The sequence below is a fragment of the Streptomyces asoensis genome, assembly GCF_013085465.1.
Lineage (GTDB): Bacteria > Actinomycetota > Actinomycetes > Streptomycetales > Streptomycetaceae > Streptomyces > Streptomyces cacaoi_A.
Window position 1 is genome coordinate 5,561,419 of the sequence record NZ_CP049838.1, and the last position, 25,698, is coordinate 5,587,116.

Annotated in this window: 19 protein-coding genes and 2 pseudogenes; 12 read left to right on the forward strand and 9 right to left on the reverse strand. The window is 70.9% G+C overall.

The window, feature by feature from the left end:
* Positions 1–55: 55 nt before the first annotated feature.
* The 6 genes from G9272_RS45445 to G9272_RS24900 all read right to left on the reverse strand — a co-directional run bounded on the left by G9272_RS45445 (position 56) and on the right by G9272_RS24900 (position 8,490).
* Positions 56–238 carry a hypothetical protein gene (locus G9272_RS45445; RefSeq protein WP_253267937.1) on the reverse strand — a complete coding sequence of 61 codons (183 nt, stop codon included), beginning with the start codon at positions 236–238 and terminating at the stop codon, positions 56–58.
* Positions 239–365: 127 nt separating this feature from the next.
* Positions 366–1,316: an alpha/beta fold hydrolase gene (locus G9272_RS24880; protein ID WP_171398615.1), complete on the reverse strand. Its 951-nt coding sequence runs from the start codon at positions 1,314–1,316 to the stop codon at positions 366–368.
* Positions 1,313–1,801, reverse strand: coding sequence for a phage holin family protein (locus G9272_RS24885; RefSeq protein WP_054241806.1), 489 nt, complete (start codon positions 1,799–1,801; stop codon positions 1,313–1,315). The genes G9272_RS24880 and G9272_RS24885 overlap by 4 nt, the downstream gene beginning before the upstream one ends.
* Positions 1,802–1,899: 98 nt before the next feature.
* Positions 1,900–3,357 carry a Na+/H+ antiporter NhaA gene (nhaA, locus tag G9272_RS24890; RefSeq protein ID WP_171398616.1) on the reverse strand — a complete coding sequence of 486 codons (1,458 nt, stop codon included), beginning with the start codon at positions 3,355–3,357 and terminating at the stop codon, positions 1,900–1,902.
* A 171-nt stretch (positions 3,358–3,528) separates the two neighbouring features.
* Positions 3,529–5,487: an acetate--CoA ligase gene (gene acs, locus G9272_RS24895; protein ID WP_171398617.1), complete on the reverse strand. Its 1,959-nt coding sequence runs from the start codon at positions 5,485–5,487 to the stop codon at positions 3,529–3,531.
* A gap of 288 nt (positions 5,488–5,775) precedes the next feature.
* The gene (locus tag G9272_RS24900) at positions 5,776–8,490 is read right to left on the reverse strand and encodes a SulP family inorganic anion transporter (RefSeq protein WP_171398618.1); all 2,715 of its coding nucleotides are present in this window, start codon (positions 8,488–8,490) and stop codon (positions 5,776–5,778) included.
* 335 nt (positions 8,491–8,825) lie between these two features.
* Here G9272_RS24900 and G9272_RS24905 point away from each other — a divergent pair, with 335 nt between their 5' ends.
* Positions 8,826–10,106 carry a hypothetical protein gene (locus G9272_RS24905; protein ID WP_171398619.1) on the forward strand — a complete coding sequence of 427 codons (1,281 nt, stop codon included), beginning with the start codon at positions 8,826–8,828 and terminating at the stop codon, positions 10,104–10,106.
* A gap of 83 nt (positions 10,107–10,189) precedes the next feature.
* Here G9272_RS24905 and G9272_RS24910 read toward each other — a convergent pair whose 3' ends face one another.
* Positions 10,190–11,170 carry an ATP-binding protein gene (locus G9272_RS24910; protein ID WP_171398620.1) on the reverse strand — a complete coding sequence of 327 codons (981 nt, stop codon included), beginning with the start codon at positions 11,168–11,170 and terminating at the stop codon, positions 10,190–10,192.
* A gap of 101 nt (positions 11,171–11,271) precedes the next feature.
* Here G9272_RS24910 and G9272_RS24915 point away from each other — a divergent pair, with 101 nt between their 5' ends.
* Positions 11,272–12,096: a Fic family protein gene (locus G9272_RS24915; RefSeq protein ID WP_171398621.1), complete on the forward strand. Its 825-nt coding sequence runs from the start codon at positions 11,272–11,274 to the stop codon at positions 12,094–12,096.
* A 432-nt stretch (positions 12,097–12,528) separates the two neighbouring features.
* Here the strand turns inward: G9272_RS24915 and G9272_RS24920 are convergent, their stop codons facing one another.
* Entirely contained in the window at positions 12,529–13,362 is an 834-nt protein-coding gene (locus tag G9272_RS24920) for an HAD family hydrolase (protein ID WP_171398622.1), read from the reverse strand.
* A 571-nt stretch (positions 13,363–13,933) separates the two neighbouring features.
* Between G9272_RS24920 and ssd the strand changes: the two genes are divergently transcribed.
* The 7 genes and pseudogenes from ssd to G9272_RS24955 form a co-directional block, all read left to right on the forward strand.
* The gene (ssd, locus tag G9272_RS24925) at positions 13,934–15,046 is read left to right on the forward strand and encodes a septum site-determining protein Ssd (protein ID WP_171398623.1); all 1,113 of its coding nucleotides are present in this window, start codon (positions 13,934–13,936) and stop codon (positions 15,044–15,046) included.
* Positions 15,043–16,248: a TadA family conjugal transfer-associated ATPase gene (locus G9272_RS24930; protein WP_171398624.1), complete on the forward strand. Its 1,206-nt coding sequence runs from the start codon at positions 15,043–15,045 to the stop codon at positions 16,246–16,248. The genes ssd and G9272_RS24930 overlap by 4 nt, the downstream gene beginning before the upstream one ends.
* Positions 16,241–17,101, forward strand: a complete 861-nt coding sequence (locus tag G9272_RS24935; RefSeq protein ID WP_437184299.1) for a type II secretion system F family protein — start codon at positions 16,241–16,243, stop codon at positions 17,099–17,101. The genes G9272_RS24930 and G9272_RS24935 overlap by 8 nt, the downstream gene beginning before the upstream one ends.
* A 39-nt stretch (positions 17,102–17,140) precedes the next feature.
* A complete protein-coding gene (locus G9272_RS24940) occupies positions 17,141–17,926 on the forward strand; it encodes a type II secretion system F family protein (RefSeq protein WP_171398625.1) in 786 nt (261 codons plus the stop codon).
* 168 nt (positions 17,927–18,094) lie between these two features.
* Positions 18,095–18,304: a DUF4244 domain-containing protein gene (locus tag G9272_RS24945; protein ID WP_171398626.1), complete on the forward strand. Its 210-nt coding sequence runs from the start codon at positions 18,095–18,097 to the stop codon at positions 18,302–18,304.
* Between the two features lie 34 nt (positions 18,305–18,338).
* Positions 18,339–18,677: pseudogene (locus G9272_RS24950) on the forward strand (TadE family type IV pilus minor pilin); the annotation flags it as partial.
* Positions 18,678–19,051: 374 nt separating this feature from the next.
* Positions 19,052–19,456: pseudogene (locus tag G9272_RS24955) on the forward strand (Rv3654c family TadE-like protein); the annotation flags it as partial.
* Here the strand turns inward: G9272_RS24955 and G9272_RS24960 are convergent.
* Positions 19,386–21,950, reverse strand: a complete 2,565-nt coding sequence (locus G9272_RS24960; protein WP_253267938.1) for a DEAD/DEAH box helicase — start codon at positions 21,948–21,950, stop codon at positions 19,386–19,388. The pseudogene G9272_RS24955 and the gene G9272_RS24960 overlap by 71 nt on opposite strands.
* An 81-nt stretch (positions 21,951–22,031) precedes the next feature.
* Between G9272_RS24960 and bldG the strand changes: the two genes are divergently transcribed.
* From bldG to G9272_RS24975, 3 genes are all read left to right on the forward strand, one after another.
* Positions 22,032–22,373, forward strand: coding sequence for an anti-sigma factor antagonist BldG (gene bldG, locus G9272_RS24965; RefSeq protein WP_009189842.1), 342 nt, complete (start codon positions 22,032–22,034; stop codon positions 22,371–22,373).
* Between the two features lie 110 nt (positions 22,374–22,483).
* Positions 22,484–22,918 carry an ATP-binding protein gene (locus G9272_RS24970; RefSeq protein WP_171398627.1) on the forward strand — a complete coding sequence of 145 codons (435 nt, stop codon included), beginning with the start codon at positions 22,484–22,486 and terminating at the stop codon, positions 22,916–22,918.
* Positions 22,919–23,239: 321 nt separating this feature from the next.
* Positions 23,240–25,645, forward strand: coding sequence for a sodium-translocating pyrophosphatase (locus G9272_RS24975; RefSeq protein ID WP_171398628.1), 2,406 nt, complete (start codon positions 23,240–23,242; stop codon positions 25,643–25,645).
* Positions 25,646–25,698: the final 53 nt, after the last annotated feature.

A 25,698-nucleotide genomic window follows, 5' to 3' on the forward strand; every position in this document is an offset into this window, starting at 1 on the left:
GGGGAGGATCCCGCAGAAGGGCCCCGCACAGGGCCCCTCTGAATCCTTTGCCGGGTCAGCCTCGAGGGTGACGCAAGCGGACCGAGACCCAGCGGGCCCGGCGGCGCAGGATGCGCGGAATGCCCACTCGGAGGTCTGAGCCCGGCAGTTGCGGGTCGGCACCTCGTCGGTGGGGGCTCAGGCCACTGGCCGAGCGGCGGTTGCGTGCTGCATCACTGTAGTCGTGCGTCCAGCCCATACACCGACGTCTGCCCCTGCCCCAAGGTCGATAACCGCTCTCAGAGCGGCCAATTGGCCTATGCGCCGGGCATTTGGCTGTTCGTCGTACAGACGTTCAGGAACGGGTGCCGAGCGCGACGGCGCGGTCACCGATCGGGCTCGGGATCCTTCAGCCAGTTGACCAGTTCGGTGGAGAAAGCGACCGGATCCTCTTCGTGCGGGAAGTGGCCGAGCCCGTCGAACAGCCGCCAGCGGTACGGCGCTTCGACGTACTCCCCGGAGCCGGCCGCGCTACGGGTGCGCATCACCGGATCGAGGGACCCGTGCAGATGCAGCGTGGGCACGCGCACGGGCCGCTTCATGCGCCGGTAGAACTGGACGCCGTCCGGCCGGGCCATCGAGCGCACCAGCCACCGGTACGGCTCGACGGCGCAGTGCGCGGTGGAGGGGATGCACATGGCGCGCTGGTAGGTCTCCACCGCCTCGTCCTCCGGCAGTCGCGGCCCGGACCAGTCCCGGATCAGCCGGCCCACCAGTTCGCCGTCGTCGGCGGTGAGCTGCCGCTCGGGGATCCACGGCCGCTGGAACCCCCAGATGTGGGAGCTCGCGGTCGTCTGCCGGACGTCGGCGAGCATCGCCGAGCGCCAGCGCCGGGGATGCGGCATCGAGGCGACGGCGAGCCTCCGGACGAGCTTGGGGCGCATCACGGCGGCCGTCCACGCCAGGTAGCCGCCCAGGTCGTGGCCGACCAGCGCGGCGTCCGGCTCGCCCAGGGAGCGGATCACGCCGGTGATGTCGAGGGCGAGGTTCGCCGGGTCGTAGCCGCGCGGCGTACGGTCGCTGCCGCCCACGCCTCGCAGGTCCATCGCGACGGCGCGGAAGCCCGCGTCGGCCAGCGCGACCAGCTGGTGTCGCCACGTCCACCAGAACTGTGGGAAACCGTGGACGAGCATGACCAGCGGCCCGTCGCCGAGCTCGGCGATGTGGAAGCGGGCACCGTTCGCGGCGACCTCGCGATGGGTGACCTGCACGCCGCAGACGGCGTCCGGTCGTACGACCGAGGCGGGCTGGGCCGAAGGTGTGCCGGGGTCCGTCATGACGACGAGCGTGCCACAGCCTCGATGGCCTCCGGGACCCGGTCCTGCGGGAGCTCGGGCCGCGGGTGCGGCTTGGCGTTCTGGAGGACGCCCGCCGAAGCCTTCATCGACGCGGCGACCTTCTGCGGGCCCTTGCTCTTCTGCGCCTTCTTCGCGAAGACCACACCGATCAGGACGAGGACGAGCGCGATGAGGACGTTCGCCGCGAAGGAGAGCAGGAAGCAGATCGCGAGGTTCCAGTCGCTCCAGGTCCGAATGCCGTACGCCAGGGCGAAGTTGAGCATCGGAAGGGAGAACAGCAGGACCGCGCCGGCCACCGAGAACGCCCCACCGCTCGTCGCTCCCCGTTTGACGTCCTGCTTCAGCTGCGCCTTCGCCAGCGCGATCTCGTCGTGCACCAGCGCCGACAATTCGGTCGTCGCCGAGGCGAACAGCTGGCCGATGCTGCGTTCGGCGCCGACCGGGCTGCCGTCGGGTGCGCTCATCGCGTTCTCCCTCTTCTGCTGCTGTGCTGCTTCTGGCTTCTTTTGTACCGTCCCGTCAGATCATGCCGGACGGTCGCCCTCCTCGCCTGCCCCGCCCATCACTTAGGCAGGCCCGTGGCGCGTGTCGGCCTCTCCCCGGCCTCCCCCGAGCCTCCTCCCGGGGCCTCCTCGCGGTCGCTCTCGCGGGCGATCTCCTCGGCTCGGCGGCGGTGCTCGGCGGCCTTGCCGTCGTAGATCTCCGCCATCCGCAGGTGGTAGGCCGGGTCGTCCTCCTCGTACACGTCCGGGATGCCGTCGAGGTCGTCGTCGCGCTCCTCGGCCTCCCACATCCGGCGGTACTCGGCGTTGCGCAGCTTCAGCAGGACCGTCGCGAGGGTGGCCGCGATCAGCGAGCCCAGCAGGACGGAGGCCTTGACCTCGTCGGTCAGGGCCGGGTCGCCCTCGAAGGCGAGCTCCCCGATCAGCAGCGACACGGTGAAGCCGATGCCGGCGAGGGACGCGACGGCGAAGACGTCCGCCCAGGCGAGGTCGTCGCTCAGCGAGGCGCGGGTGAAGCGGGCGGTCAGCCAGGTCCCGCCGAAGATGCCGATCGTCTTGCCCACGACGAGACCGAGGACGACTCCCAGGGTCTCCGGCTTGCCGAACACGTCGACGAGCGCGTTTCCCGAGATCGCCACACCGGCGCTGAACAGGGCGAACAGCGGCACCGCGAGGCCTGCGGAGAGAGGCCGGACGAGGTGCTCGATCCGCTCGCCGGGGGAGTGCTTCTCGCCCTCGCGCGTCGTGCAGCGCAGCATCAGGCCCATCGCGACCCCGGCGATGGTGGCGTGCACGCCGCTGTTGTACATCAGGGCCCAGATGACGAGCGCGAGGGGGATGTAGACGTACCAGCCGGTCACGCCTTTGCGCAGCAGCAGCCAGAACACGAGGAGGCCGACGACCGCGCCGCCCAGCGCCACGAAGTCGATGGTGCTCGTGAAGAAGACCGCGATGATCATGATCGCGAACAGGTCGTCGACGACCGCGAGGGTGAGCAGGAAGGCGCGCAGCGCGCTCGGCAGGGACGTGCCGATGACGGCGAGCACGGCGAGCGCGAACGCGATGTCGGTGGCCGTGGGCACCGCCCAACCGCTCAGTGAGCCACCGCCGCCGAGGTTGGTGAGCGTGTAGACGAGCGCGGGTACGACCATCCCGCACAGCGCGGCCGCCACGGGGAGCGCGGCGGCCTTGGGGTCCTTGAGGTCACCGGCGACGAGTTCTCGCTTGAGTTCGATGCCGGCGACGAAGAAGAAGATCGCGAGCAGGCCGTCGGCCGCCCAGTGCGCGACGGAGAGGTTCAGCCCGAGGGCTTCGGGTCCGAGGTGGAAGTGGCTGACGCTCTCGTAGCTGTCGTGCAGCGCGGGTGCGTTCGCCCAGACCAGCGCGGCGACGGCGGCGACGAGCAGCAGCACGCCGCCGACGGTCTCGGTGCGCAGCGCCTCCGCGACGAAGTTCCGCTCGGGCAGGGACAGACGTCCGAAGACCTTGCCGGGGGTGGTGTTGCGGGGCGCGGACACGGTGGGGGCCTCCGGTCGGTGGGCAGCACTGAGCACATGCCGACCAGACTTCCCGGCGCACCTTTTTCTTTAGCCTACCTAAAGTACGCGAGGAGGAATCCGGTGATCCCCACGTTAGGTGCGAAAAGAGCACCCGGCGCGGTTGTCGCCGGGTGCCCTTCCCTGACCTGCTCAGTCCTCGCTGGGGGAGGCCGGGAGCTTCGCCTGGATGAGATCCATGACCGTGGAGTCGGTCAGCGTGGTGACGTCCCCGAGCTGACGGTTCTCCGCGACATCCCGCAGCAGCCGGCGCATGATCTTGCCGGAGCGGGTCTTCGGCAGCTCCGCGACCGGCATGATCCGCTTCGGCTTGGCGATCGGGCCGAGCGTGGTGCCGACATGGTTGCGCAGGTCGGCGACGAGCTGTTCGTCCTCGGCGTTCGCCGTGCCCCGCAGGATGACGAAGGCGACGATGGCCTGCCCGGTGGTCTCGTCCGCCGCGCCGACGACGGCCGCCTCGGCGACGGCCGGGTGGGACACGAGCGCCGACTCGACCTCCGTGGTGGAGATGTTGTGACCCGACACGAGCATCACGTCGTCGACCCGCCCGAGGAGCCAGATGTCGCCGTCGTCGTCCTTCTTCGCCCCGTCACCGGCGAAGTACCTGCCCTCGAAGCGCGCCCAGTACGTGTCGAGGAACCGCTGGTCGTCGCCCCAGATCGTGCGCAGCATGGACGGCCACGGCTCGGTGAGGACCAGGTAGCCACCGCCGCCGTCGGGCACCTCGTTCGCCTCGTCGTCGACGACGGTCGCGGAGATGCCGGGCAGCGGACGCTGTGCCGAACCGGGCTTGGTCTCGGTGACGCCCGGCAGCGGCGAGATCATCATCGCGCCGGTCTCGGTCTGCCACCAGGTGTCGACGATCGGCGTCCGGTCGCCCCCGATGTGCTTGCGGTACCAGATCCAGGCCTCGGGGTTGATCGGCTCACCGACCGAGCCGAGCACCCGCAGGCTGCTGAGATCGAACTTCGCGGGGATGTCGTCGCCCCACTTCATGAACGTACGGATGGCGGTCGGCGCCGTGTACAGGATCGTCACCCCGTACTTCTGCACGATCTCCCAGAACCGGCCCTGGTGGGGGGTGTCGGGCGTGCCCTCGTACATGACCTGCGTCGCGCCGTTCGCCAGCGGCCCGTAGACGATGTACGAGTGCCCGGTGACCCAGCCGACGTCGGCCGTGCACCAGTAGACGTCGGTCTCCGGCTTGAGATCGAAGACCGCGTGGTGCGTGTACGCGGTCTGCGTGAGGTAGCCGCCGGAGGTGTGCAGGATGCCCTTCGGCTTACCCGTGGTGCCGGAGGTGTAGAGGATGAACAGCGGGTGCTCGGCCTCGAACGCCTCGGGGGTGTGCTCGGCCGACTGGCGCTCGACGATCTCGTGCCACCACACGTCACGCTCGCCGTTCCAGGCGACGTCCTGGCCCGTGCGCCGGACGACGAGCACGTGCTCGACGTTTCCGGCGCGGTCGGCCGCGTCGTCGACGGCCGGCTTCAGCGCGGACGGCTTGCCGCGCCGGTATCCGCCGTCGGACGTGATGACGACCTTGGCGTCCGCGTCCTGGATACGGGTGGCGAGCGCGTCCGCCGAGAAGCCGCCGAAGACGACCGAGTGCGCGGCGCCGATCCGGGCACAGGCCAGCATCGCGATGGCCGTCTCGGGGATCATCGGCATGTAGACGGCGACCCGGTCGCCCTTCTGGACCCCCAGCTCCAACAGGGCGTTGGCGGCCTTCGACACCTCGTCCTTGAGCTCGGCGTAGGTGACGGCGCGGCTGTCGCCGGGCTCGCCCTCGAAGTGGATGGCGACCCGGTCGCCGTGTCCGGCCTCCACATGCCGGTCTACGCAGTTGTAGGCGACGTTGAGTTCGCCGTCCTTGAACCACTTGGCGAACGGCGGGTTCGACCAGTCCAGCGTCTCGGTCGGCTCCTTGGCCCAGGTCAGCCGACGGGCCTGCTCGGCCCAGAAGCCGAGCCTGTCAGCCTTGGCCTGCTCGTACGCCTCCGCCGTGACGTTGGCGTCGGCCGCCAGATCGGCGGGCGGCGCGAACCTGCGCTCTTCCTTGAGCAGGTTGGCCAAGGATTCGTTGCTCACGACATCTCCCTCTCGAAGGGTGTCCGTGTCCGTTGTGTCCCAGGCCACAGCTCATCAGACCCAGGGGTCAGGTGACAAGGGCCGACCAAAAATTGGTTTAGACCTGTAGGGTCATCACTTCTCGACCCTGTTTCCGGTGGCCAGAGGTCGTCCCCTGGATCGACCCAGGGGTCATCCGTACCCACGGACACGGGGCGGACGGAGTTCAGCCGGTGTAACGCCTTTCACATCCCCGCCCCGCGCCGGCTCGCCCCGTGCTGTGAGACGTCGGGGAGGCGTCGCGCCGGTTCAGGCCGGCACGTCCGCCTCTCCCACATGACCGAACAACTCGCCGTCGCCCGCGGCCGCCTCGGTGAGCAGGTACGTCTGCGCCTCGCCCACGTGGAAGTACAGACCGTGCAGCTCCAGCGCCCCGCTCCGCAGGGCCCGGGTCACCGACTCGTGGGCCCGCAGGTGCTCCAACTGTTGGACCACGTTGGTCAGGCAGAGCTGCTCGACCGCGTCCACCGGCGCCCGCCCGGCCAGCCGGGCGGCCGGGCGGCCGTCGTCGGCCATCCGCTCCAGACTCGGCACACCGTGCCGCAGCCACCGCTGCAACGGGGTCCGCGCACAGCCCGGTTCGGCGTCGAGCAGCGCCTGCATGGCGCCGCACCCGGAGTGCCCGCACACCGTGATGGACCGCACCTTCAGCACGTCCACCGCGTACTCGATCGCGGCCGCCACCGAGTCGTCCCCGCTCTTCTCGCCGGGCGGCGGCACGAGGTTGCCGACGTTGCGCACCACGAACAGGTCGCCCGGACCACTGGAGGTGATCATCGACGTGACCAGCCGGGAGTCGGCGCAGGTGAGGAAGAGCTGGGTGGGCCGTTGCCCCTCCCGGGCCAGCCGCGCCAGCTCACCCCGCACCAGCGGTGCGGTGTTGCGCTGGAACGCGCTGATACCACGCACCAGTTGATGCCCGCTCGGCTCGACGGACTGCTCTGGCTGCCCTTCCTGGACCTGCTGGACCTCCTGGACCTGCCGGCCCTGCTGGTCCGGCTGCGTCGCCTGCCCCGGCTCTCCTGGCTTCGCTGACTCCGTGGTCTCTGTCGTCTCCCTCCTCTGGGCCGTCCCGGGAGCCTCTGCGGCTTCCGCTGGGCGCACTGCGGCGGTCGACTCTGCCGGCTGTGCTGTCAGCGATGCCGGTGCCGGCGTCGGTGATGGCTGTGGTGTCTGTGTCGTTTCTCGTGGGACTTCGCACTGGTGGTTGCGCCACGGCGTCCAGGGGCGGCAGCGGCAGTCGGCGATCGGGACCTCGCCGGCGCGAGCGGGACCGAGAGCTGGCGGAGCGGTCGAGTCACCTTCTCCGGTGCCGGTGCCGGTGCCGGTGCTGGTACTGCTGTGGGAGCCGACGCCTGCCCCGGTGTCCGCGTCGGCGTCCGCCTCGGCGTCGGTTCCGGTGTCGAGCCCGGTACCGGAGCGGCGGCCGGTCAGCTCGACGGAGCCACCCCGGGCGGTGTGTGTCTTCTGCCAGTCCTGAAGGGCCTCGTATGCCGCGTGGTCCATGAAGGAGCCGTCCAACTCGACGACGACATGGGTGGCTTGGGGTACGAGATGCAGGATGCGGCTCAGCCGTGGCACCGCGAGGAACGTCAACTGGCCTCTTACGTGTACGTGATGGACTCCTTCCTTCTCGTGGTGCGTGATACGGGTGCGGGCGAGGCGGTGCAGGGCGACGGCCACGGCCACGGCGATGCCGAGCGTCACGCCATCCAGGACGCCGAGGAAGACCACGCCGAGGGTGGTGACGGCGTACACCAGCACCTCACGGTGGCGGGTCACCGTGCGAATGTGGTGCAGGGACACCATCTGGATGCCGACGGCCATCACCAGGGCGGCGAGTGAGGCGAGCGGGATGAGATCCAGGATCGGGACCATCAGCAGCGCGGCGACTACTACGAGAACGCCGTGCAGCATCGTGGAGTTCCGGCTCACGGCACCGGCTTGGACATTTGCCGAACTGCGCACGGCCACGCCCGCCACCGGCAGTCCGCCGAGTGCTCCGGAGACGATGTTGGCCGCGCCCTGGCCCAGCAGCTCGCGGTCCAGATCGGAGCGGCCGACACGGGTGGAGCGGGCGCTGAGCAGGTCCGGCCGCGAGGCGATCAGCTTGTCCACGGCGACCGCGCCGAGCAGCGACTGCACGCTGCACACCAGAGTGGTGGTGAGGACGGCGGCCATGAGCCCGAGCACCGGTCCCTCGGGCAGTCCCGCCAGCGCGTGACTGCTCCAAGACGGCAGGTCCACCTTGGGCAGGGTGAGGCCCGTGAGCGCGGCGGTGGCGGTGGCGCCGGTGACGGCGACGAGTGCGGCGGGCACTTTCTGCGCCAGGCGGCCCACCCGGCCGGGGATACGCGGCCAGAGCAGCAGCAGGGTCAGGGTCAGCGCGCTCACGGCCACGGCCGCCGGCTGTAGTCCGGCCAACTGGGCGGGCAGGGCGCGGAGATTGTCGAGGACCGAGCTCTGGGGGGTGCCGCCGAGGACGACGTGCAGTTGGGCGACGGCGATGGTGACGCCGATGCCGGCGAGCATGCCGTGCACGATGGCGGGGCTGACGGCGAGGGCGGTGCGCGCCACGCGCAGACAGCCGAGACCCAGCTGGGCGAGTCCGGCAAGGACGGTGATGGCACATGTCGTCCGCCAGCCGTAGCGCTGGATCAGGTCGGCGGTGACCACGGTCAGGCCGGCTGCGGGGCCGCTGACCTGGAGCGGCGCACCGCCGACCCACCCGGCGACGATCCCGCCCACGGCGGCGGCGACGAGACCGGCCTGGAGGGGCGCGCCGGTGGCGAGGGCGATGCCGAGGGACAGGGGCAGGGCGATCAGGAAGACCGCGATCGAGGCGGACACGTCGGCGCCCGCGATGCGGAAGCGGCGGTGCGGGGCCGGTGGGGGGCTGTGGGGTGGGTGGGTGCGTTCGGTGGGCGTCGAGTGGGCGGTGCGGGTGGGGGCGCAGGCGGACATGGTTCCCGTCTCCTCCGGGGCAGCGCGGTCGCGGAACAGGTGGTCCCCCGGTTGGGGCGGGGGCGGTCGCGGCCGTGGGTCACGGCGTGCAGCGGGGGGATGAAAATCAACGCTCGGTAAACAGATCGTAATGCAGAGTAAAGGTCAAGCCTGGATTTTTGCGGCAAATGGGGCAGTTAATCACCCCCGAGGGTGAAGTGGTCTTTTTATCGGCTTGTCGTACTAATTCCTTCTCGACTCCGTGCGACCTTGACGGCGCTGCCGGCTCGTCCCGGCGCGTCACCAGAGAACGCCCTCGTCGGCGTTGGCCGAGAGAAGGAAGAAGGTGGGCGGAGATGGCCGCCACCCAGAGGATCGCCGCGGGCGCAGTGGTCGCCGCGGCTCTCGCCGCATCGCTCGCCGGTTGCGCAACGGAAACCGGGGGTTCCCACGGTTCCGAGGAGGGAGTGCCGGGCCCGCAGAAGGCCAAGCCGGTGCCGGCCCCCAAGAGTGTCGTCCGCCTGATCGGCGACGGCTCCACCGCGTACACCGGAGCGCAGCCCCACCTGCCACGCCCCGAGCGACTGAAGCCGGGCCAGAAGCCGCCGCAGTTCGTGGTCTTCTCCTGGGACGGCGCAGGCGAGGACAGCCAGAAGCTGTTCTCCCACTTCCGCCAGGTGTCCAAGGCCAACCGCGCGACGATGACGTACTTCCTCAGCGGCGTGTACATGCTGCCGGAGAAGAAGGCCGACCTGTACAGGCCGCCGCAGCACTCGCCGGGTCGTTCCGACATCGGCTTCAACGACGAGCAGGGCATCGCCGACACCGTGAAGCAGCTGCGCCTGGCGTGGCTGGAGGGGAACGAGATCGGCACCCACTTCAACGGCCACTTCTGCGGCAGGAACGGGGGCGTCGGCGAGTGGTCGGTCGAGGAGTGGAAGGACGAGATCGGCCAGGCCAAGCAGTTCGTGAAGACCTGGAAGACGAACACCGGGATGAAGGACGCGGCCCCGCTGCCCTTCGACTACGACAAGGAACTCATCGGGGCCCGCACCCCCTGCCTCGAGGGCCAGAAGAACTTCATGGGGGCCGCCCGCGAGCTGGGCTTCCGCTACGACACCAGCGGCGTCAACAACCAGGTGTGGCCCGGCAAGAAGCAGGGCCTGTGGGACCTGTCGATGCAGCTCGTGCCCTTCCCCGGTCACTCCTACGAGCAGCTCACCATGGACTACAACTTCATGGTCAACCAGTCCGGCACCACCAGCCAGGGCGATCCCCGCAAGCGCGAGTTCTGGGGCCACCAGATGCGGGACGGCCTGCTCAAGGGCTTCGACCGGGCCTACTACGGCAACCGCGCACCGCTGATCATCGGCAACCACTTCGAGTCCTGGAACGGCGGCACGTACATGCGCGCCGTCGAGGAGGTCGTCGAGAACGTCTGCAACAAGCCGGACGTGCGCTGTGTGTCCTTCCGGCAGCTCGCCGACTGGCTGGATGCCCAGGACCCGAAGGTCCTGGCCAAGCTGCGCACGTTGGAGGTCGGCGAGTCCCCGAAGCGCGGCTGGGTGTCCTTCCTGTCCGGCAGCCCCGCCCCGGCCCCGAAGGGCGTGCCCGGGGCTCCGGCGGTCAAGCAGTAGGGGCCCAAGCCGGCGGGTGTACCGCAGCCAGGTGGTGACACCGACAGCAGCCGTCACCGACAGGAGCCGTCACATGGGAACCGTCACACGGAGGCCGTGAGGCTTTCGCCGAGGACGAATCCGGGGTCGACCTGCGCGGCCAGGTCGACCCCGGTCCGTTCATTGCCCCATGACTCGGCGTTCTTCAGGTGGAAGTGCACCATCTGCCGTGTGTAGCGCTCCCAGTCGCGCCTTTCGTACGACGAGTCGACGGTCGTCCGGAGCAGGCGCAGGGCCTGGCGGTTGGTGTCCTCGAGGAGCTCGAACCGGGGCGGCCGGCCCTTCTCCATGGCGCGCACCCAGTCCGAGTGGCCGACCGTCACGAGCAGGTCGTCCCCGACCTCGGCGCGCAGGAAGTCGACGTCGTCCTGGCCCTGCACCTTGTTGCCGACGACCTTCAGTTCGACGCCGAAGTCGCGGGCGTACTCCTTGTACTGGCGATAGACGGAGACCCCCTTCCGGGTCGGCTCGGCGACGAGGAACGTGATGTCGAACCGGGTGAACATGCCGGAGGCGAAGGAGTCCGAGCCCGCGGTCATGTCGACCACGACGTACTCGTCAGGGCCGTCCACCAGGTGGTTCAGGCACAGTTCCACCGCTCCCGTCTTGGAGTGGTAGCAGGAGACCCCCACGTCGGCGTCCGTGAAAGGGCCCGTGACCATCAAACGGACGGCGCCGCCGTCGAGTTCCACCGGCCGGGCGCAGGCGTCGTACACCGGGTTGTTCTCGCGCACTCGCAGCAACCGGGAGCCCTCACCGGGCGGTGTCGTCTTGATCATCGTCTCGGTGGAGGCGACGCGGGGGTTGGAGCCGCGCAGGTAGTCCTTGATCAGCGGCAGCCGGTCGCCCATGGCGGGCAGCCCGGCGGCCTCCGCCTCGTCGAGGCCGAGAGCGGGCCCCAGGTGCTGGTTGATGTCCGCGTCGACCGCGATCACGGGCCCGCCGTCGGCGGCGAGGGCGCGAATGAACAGGGAGGACAGGGTGGTCTTGCCGCTGCCACCCTTCCCGACGAAAGCAATTTTCATGTTCACAAAGCGTAGTGCGGTGGTAGCTGTGCGTGGCAGGCGTGCGTGAAGAAGACCACTCCTTCGTGGGGTGGGCGTGCCGGTTGCGTAGTGTCGTACTCATGAGTACGACAGGCGCGTCCGCCGATCCGCTCGCGGCCCTGGGCTCCCTGCCCGGTGTGGCCGAGTCCGTGGAGACCATGCGCAAGGCCGTGGACCGGGTCTACGGGCACCGTGTCATGCGTCGCCGCAGCACCGAGATCACCTCCGAGGCCGCACTGCGCGGCGCCCGTGGCTCGGCGGCCCTGTCCGGCGCGGACTGGGCACTGGAGGAGGTGCGTCGGCGTACCGACTTCGGCGCCGACGACGAGGCCCGCGTCATGGGTGCGGCTCTGCGGCTGTCCGCCGAGGCGGGCCAGTTGCTGTCCATCTGGCGGCAGTCGCCGCTGCGGGTGCTGGCGCGGCTGCATCTGGTGGCCGCGGCGACCAGCGATGACGAGGTCGGGCGTCCGCGACAGGCCGGTGAGACGGTCGACGAGCCGCTGATCGAGCTGCCGCTGCCGGGCGCCGCCGAGGTGGCCGGCCGTCTTGAGGGACTGTCCGAGTTGATCATCGCCGGCGGCTCCGCGCCCGCTCTGGTGACGGCTTCCGTCGTCCATGGCGAGCTGCTGGCCCTGCGTCCGTTCACCTCCCACAACGGCCTGGTCGCACGGGCCGCCGAGCGCATCGTGCTGATCGGCAGCGGCCTCGACCCCAAGTCGGTCTGCCCGGCCGAGGTGGGGCACGCCGAGCTGGGACGGGCGGCCTACCTGGCGGCCCTGGACGGCTATGTCTCCGGCACCCCGGACGGCATGGCGGCCTGGATCGCACACTGCGGCAGGGCGGTCGAGCTGGGTGCCCGTGAGTCGACGGCGGTGTGCGAGGCGCTTCAGCGCGGGGCGGCGTGAGTCCCATGCGCGCGTGAGCCCCACGCGCGCATGAGGCTCGGGTACGGAAAAGACCCCCTCGCGGGGGCCTCACAAAGGGTTGCGGCGGTACGAGTCCTCGTACCGCCGCTGGCATGCTCACCCGGTTACCAAGCGTCCTCGATATATTGCCCATCAGGCCGGGAACTTTGCCCGTGACCTGGTGCGGCTGGCCCGTAATCGACGGGTCGACGTCGCGTGGGTGCCCAGTGGTCATGCGCGGTCCGTGGGGCCAAATGCGTTATTAAGGTGATCCTCTCGGATGTCCTTGGTCTCGCGGGCCGTTAAGTCCTTTGTACTCCTGGACCCCGACAAGCGGAAGTGCTGGCACCAGTTCTTTGCTTTTGCTCCCAAACAGGTTTTAAAGGGGCGTTCCTGAGTGGTGACGGGACGTCCCCCACGCGCGGGTGGCCCTCAGACAGTCGCCGCCCGGCGTCGGTTCGCGTACCAGACGAGGCCCGCGGTGGCCGCCGCCGCTCCTATGGCCGCGGCCGCGACGAGCGCGGGGCGGGGCGGTACGGAGAACGAGGGAATCCGCTGCTTGAGGCGCACCGGCCGGTGGAAGTCGAGAATCGGCCAGCCGCGCGCGACGGCCTCGCGCCGCAGGGCCCGGTCCGGGTTCACGGCGTGCGGGTGCCCCACCGCCTTCAGCATCGGCAGATCGGTCGCCGAGTCGCTGTAGGCGTAACAACGCGAGAGGTCGTACCCCTCGGACTCGGCCAGCTCCTTGACCGCCTCCGCCTTCGTCGGGCCGTAGGCGTAGTACTCCACCTCTCCGGTGAAGCAGCCGTCCTCGCCCACGACCATGCGGGTGGCGACCACGCGGTCCGCGCCGAGCAGTTCGCCGATCGGCTCGACCACCTCGGCACCCGACGTGGACACGATCACGACGTCACGGCCGGCCGTGTGGTGCTCCTCGATCAGGGAGGCCGCCTCGTCGTAGATCAGCGGGTCGATCAGGTCGTGAAGGGTCTCGGCCACGATCTCCTTCACCTGTTGGACGTTCCAGCCGCGCACGAGGGCGGACAGGTACTCGCGGGTCCGCTCCATCTGGTCGTGGTCCATACCGCCGACAAGGAAGACGAACTGGGCGTATGCGGTCCGCAGGGCCGCCCTGCGGTTGATCAGGCCGCCTTGGTAGAAGGACTTGCTGAAGGTGAGCGTGCTCGACTTCGCAATGACCGTCTTGTCCAGGTCAAAGAAGGCCGCTGTGCGGGGCAAGGAGTGGTTTTCCACAACCATGAGCATAGGGGCAGCTCATTCGGCGTAAGGTGGGCGCGTGGGTTTGCCTGAGAAGGCTCTCGGGTACACCATGGAAGTCACGGATCGTTCGCGACCGTGCTAACGCGGTCCGACTCCTCCCCCCCCGAGTCGGCCGTGAAGGCGACCCCCGCTCTCCCCCCCGGCGGGGGTCGTCGCATGTCCGGGCGGGTTTTCCAGTTCTGTACGCGGCCGCTGCGCCGCGCCGAGGCGGCTGCGGTCGCCTCTTTTGCTTACCCGCCACTGTCACTGTGCGTAGTCGTCGGACTCCTCTGCGGAAGTCGCACAGCAGATGGTGCAGGGCTCCCCGTATGGGTGACGGCGATATTCACAACCACCCACTCGTCCACAGTTTTCCACCAAGATCCACACGATTTCCGGGCTCGCTGCACCGTGATTCCAACGCGTCCGCTCCGGGCCGACTTCACATGGCCGGTTCCGTTTGCCGGGGGCGTTCGGCCGGATTCTGTCGGCCGTTCATATGGAGACCGGCTGCCGGTTCTTCACACGTTTGGGAATCGCGGGACCGCAGCGACTGCGCACCCCGCAGTGAAGGGGGATGGAAAACGTGACCGGAGCCGTCACACACGACCCGCCGCCCACCACCGGAGGCGGACCGGGCAAGCCACTGATCGTCACGGAGGACGCGGAACTCCTCGACGATCTGCTGCGCCTGTGCGCCGCCGCCGGCGCCACACCGGAGGTGCACCACTCGGTGCCGGAACGCCGGGGCAGCTGGGAGTCGGCGCCGCTCGTCCTGGTCGGCGACGACGCGGCACGCCGTGTCCGCGGGGCCGCCCGTAGACGAGGAGTGGTCCTCGTCGGCCGCGACCAGGACGACTCCGGGGTGTGGCAGCGCGCCGTGGAGATCGGCGCCGACCACGTCCTGATGCTGCCGGACGGCGAACAGTGGCTGGTCGACCGCATCGCCGACGTCGCCGAGGGCGTCGGACGTCCCGCTCTCACCGTCGGCGTCATCGGCGGACGCGGCGGCGCCGGAGCGTCCACGCTCGCGTGCGCCCTCGCCGTCACCTCCGCGCGAGAAGGGCTGCGCACCCTTCTGGTCGACGCCGATCCACTGGGCGGCGGACTCGACGTCCTCCTCGGCGGCGAGAGCACGGAAGGCCTGCGCTGGCCCGCGTTCGCCGCCTCGCGCGGGAGGGTCGGCGGCAGCGCCCTGGAGGAGTCGCTGCCCAGGCTGCACTCGCTGCGGGTGCTCAGCTGGGACCGGGGCGACTGCGTGGCCATCGCGCCGCAGGCCGTGCGCGCGGTGCTGGCGGCGGCCCGACGCCGGGGCGGCACGGTCGTCGTCGACCTCCCGCGCCGCATCGACGACGGTGTCGCCGAGATCCTCGCCCAGCTCGACCTCGGGCTTCTCGTGGTCCCCGCCGAACTGCGCGCCGTCGCGGCGGGCAAGCGCGTGGCCTCCGCCGTCGGCATGGTGCTGCGCGACCTGCGGGTGGCGGTGCGCGGCCCCTACGCGCCCGGACTCGACGACAGCGAAGTGGCCCGACTGCTGGGCCTGCCGTTGGCCGGCGAGGTGCCTGTCGAGTCGGCGCTGCTGCGTCCGGACGGCGGCAAGGCGCCGCCGGGCGCGACCGTGCGCGGGCCGCTCGCCCGCTTCTGCAAGGAGTTCTGGGAGCGCGCGCTCACCGAGGGGGGTGGCTCATGAGCACGCCGCCAGGGCTCGAGCGGGTGAGAGGGACCGGGACGCTGCTGGACGGCGTACGGCAGTGGCTTGCCGACAGCGGCGCCGAACCGACGCCCGCGCGTGTGGCGCAGGCACTGCGCGAACAGGGGCGGGTCCTCGGGGATGCGGAGGTCCTCGGCGCGGCCGAGCAACTGCGGTCCGAGCTGATCGGAAGCGGGCCTCTGGAGCCACTGCTCACCGACCCCGGGGTGACCGACGTACTGGTGTCCGCTCCGGACCGGGTCTGGGTCGACCGGGGCGGCGGTCTGGAGCTGACCGGTGTCTCCTTCCCGGACGCGGCGGCCGTACGGCGCCTCGCGCAGCGTCTGGCCGCCGTGGCCGGGCGGCGCTTGGACGACGCCCGGCCCTGGGCCGACGCCCGGCTGCCCGACGGGACGCGACTGCACGCGGTGCTGCCCCCGGTCGCCGTCGGCTGCACCTGTCTGTCGCTGCGCGTCGTACGGCCACGGGCGTTCACGCTCGGCGAGCTGGTGGCCGCGGGCACGGTGCCGCCGGGCGGGGACAGGGTGCTGCGGGATCTGGTGCGGGCGCGGCTGTCCTTCCTGGTCAGCGGCGGCACCGGCAGCGGCAAGACGACCCTGCTGAGCGCGCTGCTGGGCCAGGTCGGGCCGGGGGAACGGATCGTGCTCGCCGAGGACTCGGCGGAGCTGCGACCGGATCACCCGCACGTCGTCCGCCTGGAGACCAGACCCGCAAACCAGGAGGGAGCCGGGCTCGTCACGCTCGAGGACCTGGTGCGGCAGGCCCTGCGGATGCGGCCCGACCGGATGGTCGTGGGGGAGGTGCGCGGGCCGGAGGTCGTCCATCTGCTGGCCGCGCTCAACACGGGCCACGAGGGCTGCGGGACCGTCCACGCCAATGCCGCCGCGGACGTCCCCGCCCGGCTCGAGGCGCTCGGTACGGCGGCCGGGCTCGACCGGACCGCGCTGCACAGCCAGTTGGCGGCGGCCCTGTCGGTGGTCCTGCACCTCGTACGCGACCCGGCCGGGCGGCGGCGGATCGCCGAGGTGCACGTGCTGGAGCGGGACCCCTCCGGGCTGGTGCGGACCGTGCCGGCACTGCGGTGGCGGGCGGACGCCTTCGCCCACGAGCGGGGATGGGAGCGGCTGCGGGAGCTGCTGCGTGGCGAGGAGAACGAAGGGACGGGCGGGCGTGATGAGTGAGATGCCGATGGCCGCGGCCGTGGCCTGTGCCGGAGCGGCGGCCTGGTTGCTGGGCGGACCGTACTCAGGGGCCAGGCGGGCGCAGTTGCTCCTGGCCGGAGGTGGTGTGGTCGGCAGCGGCCCCCCGCCGTGGCGGCAGCTCACCGGCGAGCTCCGGAGGCTCCGGGGACGGTGGCGACCCGAATGGTGGGCGCCCGTCGCCGGACTGCTCCTGGCGCTGCTGGGCGGTTCGGTGCTGCCGGTCGTCGCGGGGGCGGCCGGGGTGCCCCTGCTGCGCCGGGCGCGGCGAGCCGCCGAGAGCCGGCGGGCGGGGGAGCGCCGAGGGGACGCGGTGATCGCCCTGTGTGCGGCGCTGGCCGGGGAGGTGCTCGCCGGCCGACAGCCAGGGGAGGCGCTGCGGCGGGCCGCGCAGGACTCCGGAGGGCTGGGAGCGGCGCAGCCCGCGGTGTTGGCGGCGGCACGGTTCGGCGGGGACGTGCCCAAGGCTCTCGCGGCCGCTGCCCGGCAACCGGGTGCCGACGGCCTGCTGGGACTCGCCGCGTGCTGGCGGGTGGCCGTGGACCAGGGCGCCGGTCTCGCTGTCGGACTCGACCGGCTGGAGGCGGCGTTACGTGCGGAGCGGGATCAACGCGCGGACCTGCGCGCTCAGTTGGCCGGACCGCGCGCCACGGTGGTGATGCTCGTCGGCCTGCCGGTCCTGGGCCTCGTGCTGGGCGCCGCGCTCGGAGCGGACCCGCTGCACGTCCTGCTGCACACCGGAGCGGGGCTGGGCTGCCTGCTCGTCGGCGGTGTGCTGGAGGGCGTGGGGATGTGGTGGGCGCTGCGGATCGTCCGCCACGCGGAAGCGAAGTGAGGTGACGAGAAGGAGGTGGGTGATGTGGACGGAGGAGGCATGAGCGTGGAAGTTGTCCACAGGCTGGGGGCGGCTGTGGGGATCGTGGTGGCCCTCTGGTGGCTGATGTGGTGGTGGGAGACCGCGCGGCGCCGACGCAGGGCACGGCGGCGCCTGGCCGAACTGCACGCCTCGGGTCCGGCGGCGACCGTGCGAGGAGCCGGGCTGCGGAAGGCCGTACGACGGTGGCTTCCCGACGCATTGGTGGTCGGTGCCGGATGGGTGGTGGTCGGTGGCGTCGCGGGTCTCGTACTGGGGCTGATCGGCGCGGTGGGGCTGGGGCGGTGGCGCCGTCGGCAACAGGCGGCGGGTGTGGTGAGCGAGGTCGACGCCCAGCTTGCCGCACGCCAACTCCCGCTCGCCGCCGACCTGCTGGCCGCGTGCATCGCGGCCGGTGCCGGCCCGGTGATAGCGGCGCAGGCCGTGGGGGAGGCGCTGGGCGGTCCCGTGGGGGAAGGGTTGACGCGTGGTGCCGCCGAGGTGCGGCTGGGCGGCGAACCGGCCACCGCCTGGCGGAGGTTGGCCTTGACACCGGGTGCCGCGGCGCTGGCCCGCCTGCTGGAGCGGGCCGACGTCTCGGGACTGCCCGCGGCCGGACCGGTCGCCCGGCTCGCCGCCGATACCCGAGCCGACTGGGCGCGCGCCGCGACGGCCCGGGCCCGGCGGGCGGCCGTCATGGTCACCGTGCCGGTGGGGCTGTGCTTCCTGCCCGCCTTCATCGCGGTCGGTGTGCTGCCCATCGTCATCGGGCTCGCGGGCGGGGTGCTGGGAGGGGGTGGTCGATGACGGCATGGACAACGTGAACGCCTAGAGCCGAGAAGCGACGGCGCGGGGGCGGTTGAAGAGCGGGCCCGTCGACCAGCGGGCGGCCGAGCGGCCGGGCGGCGAACGGTCGCAAGCGAAGTAGCCGAACCAGAGCAGAGATCAACGCAACGGAACCTCACGGGGGTTGAGATGTACAAGGCGGTATGGGCGCGGCTGAGCGCCCTGGTGTGCAGGGTGCGTGCGGCGCGCAGCGACGCGGGGATGGTGACGTCCGAGTACGCGATGGGGATCGTGGCGGCCGTGGGATTCGCGGTGCTCCTCTACCAGGTGGTGACGAGCGAGGTGGTCGCGGCTCAGCTGCAAGCCATCGTGAAGCGGGCGCTCAGTGCGGGGGCGTGAGCCCGGACGGGAGGCTCGGCGCGCGTGCCGGTGGGTGTGCGTCGGGGACCGGGGGTTCGTGACGGCGGAGTCGGCCGTGGTGTTGCCGGTGCTGGTGGTGTTCGCGACGGCGCTGGTGTGGGGGCTGCTGGTCATGGCGGCCCAGATCCAGTGCGTGGATGCGGCCAGGACCGGCGCCAGGGCGGCGGCCCGGCAGGATCCGGCCGACGCGGTCCTCGAGGTGACCCGCGCGACGGCGCCGCGCGGGGCCGAGGTGACGATCAGCAGGGAGGGCGACCAGGTCCGCGTCGTGGTCGTGGCCAAGCCACCGGCGCTGCGCGGCCTGCCCTTCGAGGTGCGGGAGGAGGCCGTGGCGGCGGCGGAGGAGGCAGTGGCGACGGTGAAGTCGGACGCGGGGACGGCGGAGGAAGCCGTGGGGACTGTGGAGGAAGCCGTGGGGACGGCTGAGAAGGTCAGAGGGGCGGCTGAGAAGGCCCGGGACGCGCCAGGTGATCCCCGAGGTGCGTCAGGAGACGCCCGTGCGTCAGATGGGCTCCGAGGTGCGGCACCAGCCGTGCGCGCGCGACGGGAGGCCCGGGACGCGCCAGGTGATCCCCGAGGTGCGTCAGGAGACGCCCGTGCGTCAGATGGGCTCCGAGGTGCGGCACCAGCCGTGCGCGCGCCACAGGAGGCCCGGGGCGCGTCAGGAGACGCCCAGGGGTCGCTGGGAGACGTGCCGTGAGCGGCGCGGGGCGTGGGGGCGGGGTCATGTGGGCGGCCCGCGTCCTCCGAGGGCGCCACAGGGACGCGGACCGGGGCTCCGCCACCGTCTGGAGTGTGGGTGCGATCGCCGTGCTGTGTGTCGTGTTCGGGATCGTGCTCGCGCTCGGACAGGCCGTGGCGGCCCGGCACCGCGCCGCGGGCGGCGCCGACCTCGCGGCGCTCGCTGCCGCCGACCATTGGGCGGACGGCGTCGCGCAGGCCTGCGACCGGGCGGACCGGGTGGCCCGGGCGCAGGGCGCACGACTGGTGCGGTGCGTGGTCGTCGGCGAGATCTCGGACGTGACGGCGGCGTCGGGACGGGGACTGTTCGCGGCCGAGGTCAGGGCGCGGGCGGGCCCTGCGGATGCGGTGCCGCCCCCGCAGCGGCCCCCGCGGCCTCACCCGCTGCCGGCCCCTTCTCCGACGCTGTCGGAGGCTCCCCTTCCCGAGCTTTCTCCTCGGGGGCCTCCCGCAGCAGTTCCGTGAGCAGCCGTACGGCTCCCCTCTTGTGCAGCGGGTCGTTGCCGTTGCCGCACTTGGGGGACTGGATGCAGGACGGGCAGCCGGCGTCGCACTCACAGGAGGCGATGGCCTGGCGGGTGGCCGTCAGCCAGGAGCGCGCCGTGTGGAAGGCCCGCTCCGCGAAGCCCGCGCCGCCGGGATGGCCGTCGTAGACGAAGACCGTCGGCAACAGCGTGTCGGGGTGGAGAGGGACCGAGACGCCGCCGATGTCCCAGCGGTCGCAGGTCGCGAAGAGGGGCAGCATGCCGATCGAGGCGTGTTCGGCGGCGTGCAGGGCCCCGCCGAGGATCTCGGGGTTGATCCGGGCCGCGTCCAGTTGGTCCTCGGTCACCGTCCACCACACGGCACGCGTGCGCAGCGTACGAGGAGGGAGGTCGAGCTTCGACTCACCCATGACTTCACCGGTGATGACCCGTCGACGCAGGAAGGAGACGACCTGGTTGGTGACTTCGACGGAGCCGTAGCACAACCGGCCCTGGCCCCAGGGGATTTCGACGTCCGTCTCCAGGACGGAGATCGATGTCGTGTCGCGGGCCACCGTCGAATACGGGGGGTTGGCCTCCTCGACCAGGGCGACGGAGTCCTCCAGGTCCAGGGAACGCACGAGATACGTGCGGCCCTGATGGAGGTGGACAGCGCCCTCGTGGACGGTGGTGTGGGAGGAGCCCGCGTCGACCGTGCCGAGCAGTCGGCCGGTGCCGGCCTCGACGACCTGGACGGGTCGGCCGCCCTCGCCGCGGATGTCCGTGAGGTCGGCGGCGCGTTCCCGGCGGGTCCAGTGCCAGGCCTTGGTCCGGCGGCGCAGCAGCTTCGCGGCCTCCAACTGCGGCAGCAGGCCCTCGGTCTCGGGGCCGAACAGGGCCAGATCCTCGTCGGTCAGCGGGAGTTCGGCGGCCGCCGCGCACAGGTGCGGGGCCAGGACGTAGGGGTTGTCGGGGTCGAGGACGGTCGACTCCACCGGGCGGTCGAACAGCGCCTCCGGGTGATGGACCAGGAAGGTGTCCAGCGGGTCGTCCCGGGCGACGAGGACCGCCAGGGCGCCCTGCCCGGACCGGCCCGCGCGGCCGGCCTGCTGCCACAGGGACGCGCGCGTGCCCGGGTAGCCGGCGATCAGGACGGCGTCGAGCCCGGAGACGTCGATGCCGAGCTCCAGGGCGGTGGTCGCGGCCAGGCCGAGGAGCTCGCCCGAGTGCAGGGCCTGCTCCAGGGCGCGTCGTTCCTCGGGGAGGTAACCGCCGCGATAGGCCGCGACACGCCGGGCAAGTGAGCGGTCGACCTCGGCGAGGCGTTCCTGGGCGATCACCGCGATCAGCTCGGCGCCCCGCCGGGAGCGGACGAAGGCGACGGTGCGCACACCCTGGACGGCGAGGTCGGTCAGCAGGTCGGCGGTCTCGGCGGTGGCGGTACGCCGGACGGGTGCGCCCTTCTCGCCCACCATCTCGGTGAGCGGGGGCTCCCACAGGGCGAACACCAGTTCACCGCGGGGTGAGGCGTCGTCGGCGACCTCGACGACCGGGAGGCCGGTGAGGCGCCCGGCGGCGACCGCGGGTTCGGCGGCCGTCGCGGAGGCCAGCAGGAAGACCGGGGAGGCGCCGTAGCGGGCGCAGAGGCGGCGTAGACGGCGCAGCACGTGGGCGACGTGGGAGCCGAACACGCCGCGGTAGGTGTGGCACTCGTCGATGACGACGTACTTCAGGGACTTCAGGAAGGAGGACCAGCGGGGGTGGGAGGGGAGGATTCCGCGGTGCAGCATGTCCGGGTTGGTGAGGACGTAGTTGGCGTACTGGCGGATCCACTCCCGTTCCTCGAACGGGGTGTCGCCGTCGTACACGGCCGGCCGGACGGCGGTGCCCAGAGGTTGTGAAAGTTCCTTCACGGAGCGGCACTGGTCCGCCGCCAGGGCCTTGGTGGGGGCCAGGTAGAGGGTGGTGGCCCCGCGGCCGTTCGGGGCCTCGGAGCCGTCCAGGAGGGCGGAGAGGACCGGTACGAGGTACGCCAGGGACTTGCCGGAAGCGGTGCCCGTGGCGACGACCACCGACTCGCCGTCCAGGGCGTGCTCGGCGGCTTGGGCCTGGTGGGCCCAGGGGTGTTCGATGCCGCAGGCCTGCACGGCCGCGATGACCTCGGGGCGAATCCGGTCCGGCCAGACGGCATGGCGGCCCTCACGCGGGGGCAAGTGCTCCGTATGAGTGATGCGCGACGCCCGGCTCGGTCCCGGGGCGAGCCGGGCCAGGACCTCGCCCGGGGACAGGCGGGGCACGGCCTCGGGCGAGGGTCGATCGGATCGGTGATTCTTGGCCATCGGCACCGAGTGTGTCACTGGCGTGACGGACAATGGGGCCAAGGCGTCGTGCACGCCTGCCGGTAAGTGATTGAATGCCATGGCGGCTGGCGTACCGTCCCGGGGACTCCTGCCCAGGTGTTCCGAGGGGCGACCGCTCGATAGCAAGGTGCTGGAGGATCCGTGGACCTGTCTCTGTCGACCCGTACCGTCGGCGATCGTACGGTCGTCGAGGTCGGTGGCGAAATCGACGTATATACCGCGCCCAAGTTGCGCGAGCAGCTGGTCGAGCTGGTGAACGACGGGAATTTCCACCTCGTCGTGGACATGGAGGGCGTGGACTTCCTCGACTCCACCGGGCTCGGCGTGCTGGTCGGCGGACTGAAGCGGGTGCGTGCCCATGAGGGCTCGCTCCGTCTGGTCTGCAACCAGGAGCGTATTTTGAAGATCTTCCGCATTACCGGTCTGACCAAGGTGTTTCCGATCCACACCTCGGTCGACGAAGCGGTCGCTGCCACCGACTGACCACCCCGTCCCGGGCCCGCGCGGCCCGGCACGGCTGGTTGAACAACGAGGGGGTCCGGGCTTGGCGGCCCGGCCCCCCGACAGCACGCCCGTAGTTCCGAGGGGGACGCATGGCCACCGTTGAACTCCGCTTCAGCGCGCTGCCCGAGCACGTCAGGACCGCCCGACTGGTGGCGGCAGCGGTGGCGCGCAGGGCCGGAGTGGACGAGGCCGTCCTCGACGAGGTCAGGCTCGCCGTCGGCGAGGCCTGCACCCGTGCCGTCGGACTGCATCAGACCGGTGGCATCACCGCGCCGGTGAAGGTGTCGCTGATCGAGGAGGAGAAACAGTTCTCCATCGAGGTCGGCGACGAAGCGCCGCGCTCGGCGCCCGGTGACCGGGCGCCCGGCTCGGGCGGAGGCGTCGACGTGGAGGCCGAGGAGGACGAGATGGGCCTGGCGGTCATCAGCGGCCTCGTCGACGATGTCGAGGTCTCCGCGGGCGAGCACGGCGGGCTGATCCGCATGACCTGGCCGACCACGCCGGCGACCGCGACGCTGTCCTGACCCGAACCTCGCGATTCATTCACCCGAAGGGCCCTACCTCGTAGGGCCCTTCGGCATGTGCGGACCTCGGCGACCGCGCTTACAGTGGTTCCGTGAAATGAATCTTGGAATCTCGGTGAAGTGAATCTTGGCGAAGTGAATCTTGCCGCGAATATCGTGAATCAATTCACGAACCTCAATGCCTTGAAGGCATTACCGGGCGAGATCGTGCGGGTTTTGCGTGCGAAGGCGAATTCCGCTTGCCGCACACTGTTTTGATCAGGTTCCGGTACCTACAATCCGTCCACATCTTGAGCTCAGCCCAAGCGTCAAGGAGGACGAATGGCGGGGCTTTCTACCCCTCATCGGTTGGACCACTCCACAACCTTCGCAGCCGCAGTGCTGACCGACGGCAACCGCCTGCTCGTGGTGGTCATCGCGGTCGTGGCACTGGCCGCGCTCGTGGTTGCGGGCGTGCTGGTGCGCCAGGTGCTCGCGGCAGGCGAGGGCACCGACAGCATGAAGAAGATCGCGGCGGCGGTCCAGGAAGGCGCCAACGCGTATCTGTCCCGACAGTTGCGCACGCTCGGCGTATTCGCCGTCGTCGTGTTCTTCCTGCTCTTGTTGCTGCCCGCGGACGACTGGAATCAGCGCGCCGGACGATCGATCTTCTTCTTGATCGGTGCCGGGTTCTCCGCGGCCACCGGCTATATCGGCATGTGGCTGGCCGTGCGCAGTAATGTGCGCGTCGCCGCGGCGGCGCGGGAAGCCACTCCGGCGGCAGGTGAACCGGAAAAGGATCTCACCGCCGTCTCGCACAAAGCAATGAAGATCGCATTCCGCACGGGCGGCGTCGTCGGCATGTTCACGGTGGGGCTCGGCCTGCTCGGCGCCTCCTGCGTGGTGCTGGTGTACGCGGCCGACGCGCCGAAGGTGCTGGAGGGATTCGGACTCGGCGCGGCCCTCATCGCCATGTTCATGAGGGTGGGCGGTGGCATCTTCACCAAGGCCGCAGACGTCGGCGCGGACCTGGTCGGCAAGGTCGAGCAGGGCATTCCGGAGGACGACCCGCGCAATGCCGCGACCATCGCCGACAACGTGGGCGACAACGTCGGCGACTGTGCGGGCATGGCGGCCGACCTGTTCGAGTCGTACGCCGTGACCCTGGTCGCCGCGCTGATCCTCGGCAAGGCGGCCTTCGGCGACGCCGGGCTCGCCTTCCCGCTGCTCGTTCCCGCCATCGGCGTGCTCACGGCCATGGTCGGCATCTTCGCCGTCGCCCCGCGACGCACCGACCGCAGTGGCATGACCGCGATCAACCGGGGCTTCTTCATCTCCGCGGCGATCTCGCTCGTGCTGGTCGCGGTGGCCGTCTTCCTCTATCTCCCCGGCAAGTACGCCGACCTCGACGGCGTCACCGACGCGGCGATCCAGGGCAAGAACGGCGACCCGCGCGTCCTCGCGCTCGTCGCGGTGGCGATCGGCATTCTCCTGGCCGCGGTCATCCAGCAGTTGACGGGCTATTTCACCGAGACCAGCCGCCGACCCGTGCGCGACATCGGCAAGTCGTCGCTGACGGGCCCCGCCACCGTCGTCCTCGCCGGTATCTCCGTCGGCCTCGAATCGGCCGTCTACACCGCCTTGTTGATCGGCCTGGGTGTGTACGGGGCGTTCCTGCTCGGCGGTACGTCGATCATGCTGGCGCTGTTCGCGGTGGCGCTGGCCGGCACCGGTCTGCTCACCACGGTCGGCGTGATCGTCGCCATGGACACCTTCGGGCCGGTCTCCGACAACGCGCAGGGCATCGCCGAGATGTCCGGTGACGTCCAGGGTGCGGGCGCGCAGGTGCTCACCAACCTCGACGCCGTCGGCAACACGACCAAGGCCATCACCAAGGGCATCGCCATCGCCACCGCCGTCCTGGCGGCGTCGGCGCTCTTCGGGTCGTACCGGGACGCCATCACCACGGGCGCGCAGGAGGTCGGGGAGAAACTCTCCGGGGCGGGCGCGCCGATGAGCCTGATGATGGACATCTCGCAGCCCAACAACCTCGTCGGTCTCATCGCGGGCGCGGCGGTCGTCTTCCTCTTCTCGGGGCTGGCGATCAACGCGGTGTCGCGGTCGGCGGGTTCCGTGGTGTTCGAGGTGCGGCGGCAGTTCCGCGAGCACCCCGGGATCATGGACTACAGCGAGGAGCCGGAGTACGGCAAGGTCGTCGACATCTGCACCCGGGACGCCCTGCGCGAGCTGGCCACCCCCGGACTGCTCGCCGTGCTGGCACCCGTCTTCATCGGATTCACCCTCGGAGTCGGCGCACTCGGCGCGTTCCTCGCCGGCGCGATCGGCACCGGCACGCTGATGGCCGTCTTCCTCGCCAACTCCGGCGGCGCGTGGGACAACGCCAAGAAACTCGTCGAGGACGGTCACCACGGCGGCAAGGGCAGCGAAGCCCATGCGGCCACGGTGATCGGGGACACGGTCGGCGACCCGTTCAAGGACACCGCCGGTCCCGCGATCAACCCGCTGCTGAAGGTCATGAACCTGGTGGCGCTGCTCATCGCACCCGCGGTGATCAAGTTCAGTTACGGCGAGGACAAGAGCATCGGCGTACGGATCCTGATCGCGGTCCTGGCGCTCGCGGTCATCGTGGTCGCGGTGTACGTCTCCAAGCGGCGCGGGATCGCCGTGGGTGACGAAGACAACGCCGAATCTTCGTCCAAGTCCGCCGATCCGGCGGTGATTTCGTAGACCGGCCCACCGGTGCCCAGCTCAAGGGCGGGCGGGTGACGCGCGTTGTCGCG

What these genes read in the sequence shown, in the direction of transcription:
- G9272_RS45445 (WP_253267937.1), bottom strand. Translation starts at nt 238, where the DNA reads ATGGGCTGGACGCACGACTACAGTGATGCAGCACGCAACCGCCGCTCG.
- G9272_RS24880 (WP_171398615.1), bottom strand. Translation starts at nt 1,316, where the DNA reads ATGACGGACCCCGGCACACCTTCGGCCCAGCCCGCCTCGGTCGTACGA.
- G9272_RS24885 (WP_054241806.1), bottom strand. Translation starts at nt 1,801, where the DNA reads ATGAGCGCACCCGACGGCAGCCCGGTCGGCGCCGAACGCAGCATCGGC.
- G9272_RS24900 (WP_171398618.1), bottom strand. Translation starts at nt 8,490, where the DNA reads ATGTCCGCCTGCGCCCCCACCCGCACCGCCCACTCGACGCCCACCGAA.
- G9272_RS24905 (WP_171398619.1), top strand. Translation starts at nt 8,826, where the DNA reads ATGGCCGCCACCCAGAGGATCGCCGCGGGCGCAGTGGTCGCCGCGGCT.
- G9272_RS24910 (WP_171398620.1), bottom strand. Translation starts at nt 11,170, where the DNA reads ATGAAAATTGCTTTCGTCGGGAAGGGTGGCAGCGGCAAGACCACCCTG.
- G9272_RS24915 (WP_171398621.1), top strand. Translation starts at nt 11,272, where the DNA reads ATGAGTACGACAGGCGCGTCCGCCGATCCGCTCGCGGCCCTGGGCTCC.
- G9272_RS24920 (WP_171398622.1), bottom strand. Translation starts at nt 13,362, where the DNA reads ATGCTCATGGTTGTGGAAAACCACTCCTTGCCCCGCACAGCGGCCTTC.
- ssd (WP_171398623.1), top strand. Translation starts at nt 13,934, where the DNA reads ATGGAAAACGTGACCGGAGCCGTCACACACGACCCGCCGCCCACCACC.
- G9272_RS24930 (WP_171398624.1), top strand. Translation starts at nt 15,043, where the DNA reads ATGAGCACGCCGCCAGGGCTCGAGCGGGTGAGAGGGACCGGGACGCTG.
- G9272_RS24935 (WP_437184299.1), top strand. Translation starts at nt 16,241, where the DNA reads ATGAGTGAGATGCCGATGGCCGCGGCCGTGGCCTGTGCCGGAGCGGCG.
- G9272_RS24940 (WP_171398625.1), top strand. Translation starts at nt 17,141, where the DNA reads ATGAGCGTGGAAGTTGTCCACAGGCTGGGGGCGGCTGTGGGGATCGTG.
- G9272_RS24945 (WP_171398626.1), top strand. Translation starts at nt 18,095, where the DNA reads ATGTACAAGGCGGTATGGGCGCGGCTGAGCGCCCTGGTGTGCAGGGTG.
- G9272_RS24960 (WP_253267938.1), bottom strand. Translation starts at nt 21,950, where the DNA reads ATGGCATTCAATCACTTACCGGCAGGCGTGCACGACGCCTTGGCCCCA.
- G9272_RS24970 (WP_171398627.1), top strand. Translation starts at nt 22,484, where the DNA reads ATGGCCACCGTTGAACTCCGCTTCAGCGCGCTGCCCGAGCACGTCAGG.
- G9272_RS24975 (WP_171398628.1), top strand. Translation starts at nt 23,240, where the DNA reads ATGGCGGGGCTTTCTACCCCTCATCGGTTGGACCACTCCACAACCTTC.